This window comes from Olsenella uli, from assembly GCF_901212675.1.
Lineage (GTDB): Bacteria > Actinomycetota > Coriobacteriia > Coriobacteriales > Atopobiaceae > Parolsenella > Parolsenella uli_B.
The window spans coordinates 1-7,348 of the sequence record NZ_CAAKOQ010000008.1 but is presented as its reverse complement, the minus strand read 5'-3'; the positions used below and the strand labels follow the sequence as shown (position 1 = coordinate 7,348).

At 67.8% G+C, this 7,348-nt stretch carries 6 protein-coding genes; 1 reads left to right on the top strand and 5 read right to left on the bottom strand.

Translation table 11 applies throughout. The features are described 5' to 3' along the window. Positions 1-29: 29 nt before the first annotated feature. From purM to purE, 4 genes are all read right to left on the bottom strand, one after another. Positions 30-1,172: a phosphoribosylformylglycinamidine cyclo-ligase gene (gene purM / locus EFAMC1_RS00645; RefSeq protein ID WP_154052417.1), complete on the bottom strand. Its 1,143-nt coding sequence runs from the start codon at positions 1,170-1,172 to the stop codon at positions 30-32. Positions 1,173-1,344: 172 nt separating this feature from the next. Beyond that, positions 1,345-2,937 carry an amidophosphoribosyltransferase gene (purF, locus tag EFAMC1_RS00640; RefSeq protein ID WP_154052416.1) on the bottom strand — a complete coding sequence of 531 codons (1,593 nt, stop codon included), beginning with the start codon at positions 2,935-2,937 and terminating at the stop codon, positions 1,345-1,347. A 183-nt stretch (positions 2,938-3,120) separates the two neighbouring features. After that, on the bottom strand, positions 3,121-4,053 hold the full coding sequence (locus EFAMC1_RS00635; RefSeq protein ID WP_187324469.1) for a class B sortase: 933 nt from the start codon (positions 4,051-4,053) through the stop codon (positions 3,121-3,123). A 189-nt stretch (positions 4,054-4,242) separates the two neighbouring features. Further along, positions 4,243-4,704, bottom strand: coding sequence for a 5-(carboxyamino)imidazole ribonucleotide mutase (gene purE / locus EFAMC1_RS00630; RefSeq protein ID WP_154052414.1), 462 nt, complete (start codon positions 4,702-4,704; stop codon positions 4,243-4,245). A 466-nt stretch (positions 4,705-5,170) separates the two neighbouring features. On the opposite strand from purE, the gene EFAMC1_RS00625 reads away from it, so the two are divergent. Next, positions 5,171-6,049 (top strand): bifunctional hydroxymethylpyrimidine kinase/phosphomethylpyrimidine kinase, encoded by an 879-nt coding sequence (locus EFAMC1_RS00625; RefSeq protein WP_154052413.1) that lies wholly within the window; start codon positions 5,171-5,173, stop codon positions 6,047-6,049. A 156-nt stretch (positions 6,050-6,205) separates the two neighbouring features. Here EFAMC1_RS00625 and EFAMC1_RS00620 read toward each other — a convergent pair whose 3' ends face one another. Next, positions 6,206-7,153, bottom strand: a complete 948-nt coding sequence (locus tag EFAMC1_RS00620; protein ID WP_154052412.1) for a hypothetical protein — start codon at positions 7,151-7,153, stop codon at positions 6,206-6,208. Positions 7,154-7,348 lie beyond the last annotated feature (195 nt).

The following is a 7,348-nucleotide window of genomic DNA, read 5'->3' as shown; positions in this document are numbered from 1 at the left end:
GACAAATCATCCGGAAGGAAATGTGACAGCTAGGCCTCGTCAGCGTAGCGGACGGCGCCGGTGCCGCTCACGCACTCGCCCACGCGAAACGGGTGCTCGCCGGCAGCCTCGAGCGCGGCGCGAACCGCGGCCTCGTCCTTGACGGCGCACAGCACGCAGAGGCCCACGCCCATGTTGAAGGTCTTGCACGCCTCGTTGGGCGAGAGCTGCGCACGACGCACCACCTCGCGGATGACCGGCGGCAGCTCCCAACCAAACTCGCAGGTCACACCTGCGGCGTTCGCGTCGCCGGACACGCGACGGTCCACCACGGCGTCTACGTCGGGCGCGAGTGCACGGTTGAGGTTCTCGGTGATGCCGCCGCCCGTGATGTGCGCAAGCGCGTGAATCGGCGCGCCAGCACGCAGGGCCTCAAGCACGGGCTTCACGTAGATGCGGGTGGGGCGCAGCAGGGCGTCGGCCATGGACTCGCCCGCCAGCGCGTCGAGCGGACGCTCGAGCTCCTCGCGCTTCTCAGCAGCCTCGGCCGTGCCCGGCACCACGCCGTCGATGCCCAGCACGCGACGCACGAGCGAGTAGCCGTTGCTGTGGATGCCCGTGCTGGCCAAGCCCAGGATGACGTCGCCAGGACGCACGTTGGCCGGGTCGAGCATCTTGGGACGATCCACCACGCCCACGGCAAAGCCGGCCAGGTCGTAGTCGTCCGGGCGCATGACGCCGGGGTGCTCGGCCATCTCGCCGCCCACGAGCGCGCAGCCCGCCAGCTTGCAGCCGTCGGCCACACCCTTCACGATCTGGGCCATGTGAGCAGCCTCGATATGACCGATAGCCACATAATCCAGGAAGAACAGGGGCTCGGCGCCGCTCGCGAGGATGTCGTTCACGCACATGGCCACGAGGTCCTGGCCCACGGTCTCGTGCCGGTCGAGGATCTGCGCCAGCACGAGCTTGGTGCCCACGCCGTCGGTGCCCGAAATGAGGATCGGGTCGGCCATGTCCTTGAGCGACGCGGCCGAGAAGAGGCCGCCAAAGCCGCCGATGCCGCCGATGACCTCGGGGCGGTTGGTGGAGGCGACCATCTGCTTGATGGCATTGACCGCGCGGGCGCCTTCGGCGGTGTCGACGCCGGAGTCCGCGTAGGTGACCTGGGCGTTCTGCTGGCTCTCACTCATCAGGAATTCCTTTCGACAGGCCGATGCCTCGGAAGCGCACGCTCTTTTTGGAGACGCAACTCCATGGGGCGCGTCTCTTTGGAAGACGCGCCTCTTGGGAACGCACAACTCTTCTCATTATAGGAGAGAGGAACGAACGGCCGGCACGCAGGCAGCAGGCCCGCCGCTCGCCCTAGGCCTTCTCGTTCGAACCCAGCACGCTCTCGTCCTGCGCCACGTCCTCGATGCTCATGTGGCTCGCGGCGCTCGCGTGGCTCAGGTTCTTGGGCTTGTAGCCGTCCAGGAACTTGCCGCTCGAGAAGGTCGCCGGAATCTCCACCGGGTACTCGCCCGTGAAGCACGCCTTGCAGTAGCCGTCGCAGGTGTGGCCGGCCGGGCAACGCGAGGCGGTCTCGGCGTCGTCGGCAAGCTCGGGCACGCAGGCAAGCAGACCCTCCACCGAGAGGAACGCCAGCGAGTCTGCCCCGATGTAGTCGCGGATCTCCTCCACCGACTTGCGGGCGCTGATGAGCTGGTCCTGCGTGTCGGTATCGATGCCGTAGAAGCACGGCCACGTGACCTCGGGCGAGTTGATGCGCATGTGCACCTCGGTGGCGCCAGCGTCCTTGAGCATGCGCACGATCTGCTTGGACGTGGTGCCGCGCACGATGGAGTCGTCGATGACCAAGAGACGCTTGCCGGCCACGTTGTCCGAGAGCGCGTTGAGCTTGAGGCGCACGCCCATCTCTCGCAGCTCCTGCGTGGGCTGGATGAAGGTGCGGGCCACGTAGCGGTTCTTGATGAGGCCCTCGCCAAAGGGAAGCCCCAGCTCATGGGCAAAGCCCTCCGCCGGCGGCAGGCCCGAGTCGGGCACGCCGATCACGAGGTCGGCCTCGGCCGGGGCCTCGTGGGCGAGGCGGCGGCCCATGGCGTAACGCATCGAGTAGACCGAGCGGCCGTGGAAGCGCGAGTCGGGACGGGCAAAGTAGACGTCCTCGAAGATGCACTCGGCGCGCGGCTCGGGGTCGATGGCCTGCTCGGAGATGGGGCCGTCGTCGGAGATGCGCAGAATCTCGCCGGGGCGGATGTCTCGCACGTACTCGGCGCCCACGATGTCGAGCGCGCAGGTCTCGCTGGCCACAACCCAGCCCTGCTCGTCGGGCAGCTTGCCGAGACAGAGCGGGCGGATACCGCGCGGGTCGCGGAACGCGTACAGGGCGTTCTCGCGCACGAGCGCCATCGCGTAGCCGCCCTCCATCATGGCCATGGCGTGCGCGATGCCGCCGCGCAGGTGGTGCGTCTGCTGCGTGAAGTAGCCGATAAGGCGCGCGGCCACCTCGGAGTCGGTGTGCGTGCGGAAGGGGACACCCAGGTTGATGAGCTCCACGCGCAGCTGGTCGAAATTGACCAGCGTGCCGTTGTGGGCCAGGGCGATGATGACGTCGTTGATGGCCGAGAGGTGCGGCTGGGCGCTCTCCCACCCCTTACTACCTGCGGTTCCGTAGCGCACGTGGCCGATGGCCACCTTGCCCTGCAGCGCCGAGAGGTCCGAGTCGGAGAAGACCTGGGTCACGAGGCCGAGGTCCTTGCGCACGAAGACGCTCGTGCCGTCGCCCACCGCGATGCCGGCGCTCTCCTGGCCGCGGTGCTGCAGCGCGTGCAGGCCAAAGTAGGTCATGCGGGCAACGTCGCGGTCGGGTGCCCAGATGCCGATGACGCCGCACTCGTCATGCAGCGACTCGTCGGGGGCGATGGCCTGTTCGAGCGTGAGGTTCTCCTCGTGCATGTGTGACCTTTCGGACGGATGCGTACGTGGTGGGTGCGGACGAGCTTTGGGTGGGCGGTAGCGCTTGAGGTACTCGAGGTGCTGGCGGGGCGCGGGCGGGGCGGTTAGCCAAGCGATACAACAACGCACGGTTTTCCCTGCTAGGATACCCTGTTTGGCCAGCTCCTGCAGGGCAGCGTCACATCACGAGGCCGTGGTCGAGCCGTCGGGGTGAACCTCGCCCCGCAGCGCGCAGACGAGAAGCCCGCGGCCGTTGCCCTTGCCAAAGTCGTTCTCGTAGTCGCAGGTGGCAAGCGTGACCACCTTGCTCACCGAGGTCACGGCAGCGTCGGCGTCGGCACTCTTGGAGCACGCCTGCGCGAGAAGCCCCTGCAGGTAGCTGTGCAGCTCGTCTCCCGAGGCAAAACTGATGCGGCGCGCCTCGGCGTTGGTCGCGGCCGACTTGTAGGTGAAGAGCGGCTCCAGCTCGTAGGTGGCCTCCTCGGTTGCGTACCAGACGACGGGGTGCTTGTCGAACTCCGTCTGGTCGGTCATGGCGTCTACCTCGGTGAACATGGTCCCATTCCAGAGGTGGTGGCCGTAGATCACGGTCTGCGGGTCCTGGAGGCCGGGCTTGGCGTTCTCGTAGTCGAGGAAGACCTGGCCGCCGATGCCGTTGTCGCCCTCGGCCGTGGTATGGAGGTACTGCTCGTTGTCCTTGCCCTGGTAGACGGGGTAGTTGACCACCGTTCCGGGTATCTGGACCCAGCCCACCACGTCGGGGTTCACGGCCTTGAGGGCCGCCCAGTCGACCTGCGGGCCCTCCGGCGCGGCCGGGTCGTCGGAGACGGTGGCGAAGGTCGCGAGCCTGGCGTTCGCCTCGTCCTGGGCGCGGTACTGCAGCTGGGCGCAGGTCCACATGCCGCCGGCGGCCGCCATGAGCGCCACGCCCAGGACGATGAGGAGGGTCGAGAGGATGCGGCGACGGCGGCGGGGGCGGCGGGGCGTCGCGTGCTGGGACGAGCCACCGCGGTGGGCGACGAGGCCGTCGCCTGGGTCGTACGCCGGCTCGAAGCCGACAGCGGAGGTGGGGGCAGGCGCGGGGCCGGGGTTGGGCGCGACGACAGGGCCGGACACTGCGGCGTTACCGGACGCTGCGGCGTTACCGAGCGCGGGGCCGGAATCTGCGGCGTTGCCGGATGCTGCGGCGCTCGCACCAGCCGGCCGCCCGTCTCCCCTGAGATGCCGGCCCCTACCTGGGGCCTGTCCCGGCACTTGTCCTGGCGCCTGTCCCGACGTCGGGCCCATCTCGCCCCCGAACCCTGCCTAGGCCTCGGCCATCGCGCGCTTGAAGTCCACGATCCTCTCGCGGTACTCCGGCAGCGTGGCACCCAGGATCTGCGTGGCGTAGATGGCCGCGTTCTTGGCGCCGTTGATGGCGACGCAGGCCACGGGCACGCCGCTCGGCATCTGCACCATCGAGAGCAGCGAGTCCATGCCGCCCAGGTCGCTCGTCTTCATCGGCACGCCGACGATGGGCAGCGGCGTGAAGGCGGCAACCACACCGCCGAGGTGCGCAGCCTTGCCGGCGGCGGCGATGATGACCTTGAGCCCGCGGTCGGCGGCCGTGGCGGCCCACTCGTGGACCTTGTCGGGCGTGCGGTGCGCACTTGCGATGACAAGCTCGTAGGGAACGCCGAGCTCATCGAGCTGCTTGGTGCATGCCTCCATCGTGGGCATGTCCGACTTGGATCCCATGATGATGCCAACGAGCGGCTGCTCTGCCATGGTGTGCTCTCCTTTGACGAGGCCTCGAACGAACGTCGCGCGAGTCTCCAGTATAGCGGGGGCAGCCGCGCGCCTGCGGGGTGGCCGGGCGGAGGGCCGGTCGTCCAGCGCCGTTCGCCTCCCCGCCCGCCGCCGGTCACGTTCGTCTCGAATTTAGCAGTTAACCTCTCTCATAGAGACAGTTAACTGCTAATAACGAGACGAACGTGTGAAGGGTGAGCTATGGAGGGCCGGCAAGGCCACGGCGTCGGGCGACGTGGACGAGGTCTCGGGGGCTAGCAAGCGGCACAGAGCGCGGAGGACGGCACACCGCACGCCGCACCAAGGCAGCCGCCGCCCGCCCTCTCCTGCAATCGTTTTCGCAAATGGTGGGCCTCTCGGACGCGTACGTGGCGGCTCGCACGCGTGGGCGCGCTAAGCTAGGACGCGTACGCTGGTCCATCAGTCCGCGGACGAAAGGAAACCCATGACCACGGCAAGCGAGCTCAGGCTCTACACCAGACACGGCAACTACATCCCCCGCGTGGCCGCCGTGCACGACCTGTGTGGCTACGGAAAGTGCTCGCTGGGAATCGCGATTCCCGTGCTCAGCGCGGCAGGCATCGACGTCTGCCCCGTACCCACGTCGCTGTTCTCGGCCCACACCAAGTTCCCCAAGTTCTATATGCACGACACCACCGCCATGCTGGGCGACTACCTTGACGCCTGGCAGGAGGAGGGCGTCGAGCTCGACGGAATCTACTCGGGATTTCTCGGCTCGGCCGAGCAGGTGGGCGCCATCAGGCGGCTCTACCGCGAGTACCCCGGCGCGCTGCGCATCGTCGACCCGGTCATGGGCGACGGGGGCGAGAAGTACCCAACCTACACCGACGAGATGTGCGAGGCCATGAAAGGCCTGGTAGACGGTGCCGACGTGCTGACGCCCAACCTCACCGAGGCCGCAATTCTCACCGGTGTGGCCTACGCGGGCCAGAACGTGGACGACGCGCACGTGGGCCGTACCGTCGACGCACTGCTGGAGATGGGCGCCAAGTCGGTCGTGCTCAAGGGCATCGTGCGGCCGGGCGAGAAGGTCATCCGCAACTACGTGGCCGTGGCGGGCGAGGGCGGCGCGCCGGAAGAGGTCGCAAGCGAGCTGCTGCCGTTCATGCTGCACGGCACGGGTGACCTGTTCGCGAGCGGGCTCACGGCGGCGATCTTCTGCGGGCGCAACCTGCGCGGGGCCGTGGAGTTTGCCGGAACGCTCGTGCGCGACGCCATGGCCATCACGCGCGACCAGCCCAACTACGAGCTGCGCGGCGTGAGCTTTGAGTCGGTCCTGGGCGACGTGACGGCACTGCTGTAGGGCGAGGCTGGCGGGCGCGAGAAGCCGCAGCTAGAAGAGGCGTCGATGACAGAAGCGGGCGCGCAGGCACCTCTCGCCCGCGCGCCCGCCTTTTGCTTACAGCTGTGGTTTGCAAACGACCGAGAAGCCCGCAGGCGGCCTTGCGGCCATCCCGTCCTAGTTGGCCGCCGCCGTCGAAGCCGCGGGCGTGGCCGGCGGCTCGATGGTCGCCGTGGCCACAGCCTCGGCCGTGGTCGCAGCCTCCGCGGCGCTCTCCTCGGCCGAGCCCGTCTCGGCAGTGCCGGTCGTAGCAGCCGAGTCAGTCGTGCTGGCGTTGGCGTCGCCGATGATCGCGTCGAGCAGGCCACCCTGCACCGTGAGCTTCTCGCGCAGGTTGGCGGCCGTGTCGGCGTCAAGGCCGGTGATCATGCAGTTGAAGTTGAACGCACCGCTCGACGTCACGCTCTTGGTCCAGATGAACGTGGCGAACTGCTTGACCTCGCCCGTGGGCTTGAGGAAGCCGAACAGCGTGGACTGCTCGAACTTGCCCTTGCCGTCCACGTGCACGTTGACGTGGTAGATGACCTGGTTGACGTTGGGGTTGAGCAGCGCGTTCACGGCAAGCGCGGCGGCCTGGATCTGCGAGCCGGAGAGGCTCTCCATCTCGTCCTTGCTCGACGTGTCCACCACGGTGACCTCGACGCGGCCCGTGCTCTCGTCGGCCTCCTGCACGGAGAAGTCCTCAGGGAACTGCGTGAAGCCGTTGCCCCACTCCACGCCGTTGCGCAGGGCCGACGCCACGTTCTTGACGTTGACGCTCTCGGCGAGACGGGCGGTGCCGGTGCGACGGGCCACGCCGCAAGAGACCTGTGCAATGACCACGACGAGCAGCAGTATGAGGACGAAGCCCACGGCCGTCTTGGTGATGACCTTGCCGATGCTGGAGCCCGAGGGGTCGTCACCCGACAGCGGGTCGACCTCGACCGCAGCCTTCTTGGCGCGGCGGCGGCGATGCTCGTGGCGAGCCTTGGATGCGTTGGTGTGCCCCGTCTCGTCGACGTCGGCGAACAGCGCCTCCACCTCGTCAGGCGTAGGCGCGGCCTTCTTCGTGTCCTTCTTGGCCATGAAACGTCCTTCTCAGGCATGCCGAGCGACCCGCGTGCGGGCCACGAGAATCGAATCAGATGGAGACCAGTATAGGTGGCGGTCCACGGTCAACACCGCAGGTACCGGCATTTCCTCACATTTACATAGAGGTGAGCGGAGGTTGAGGGCCGGGGCGGCGAGGCGGGCTGTCACATTTCCTTCCGTATGATTTGT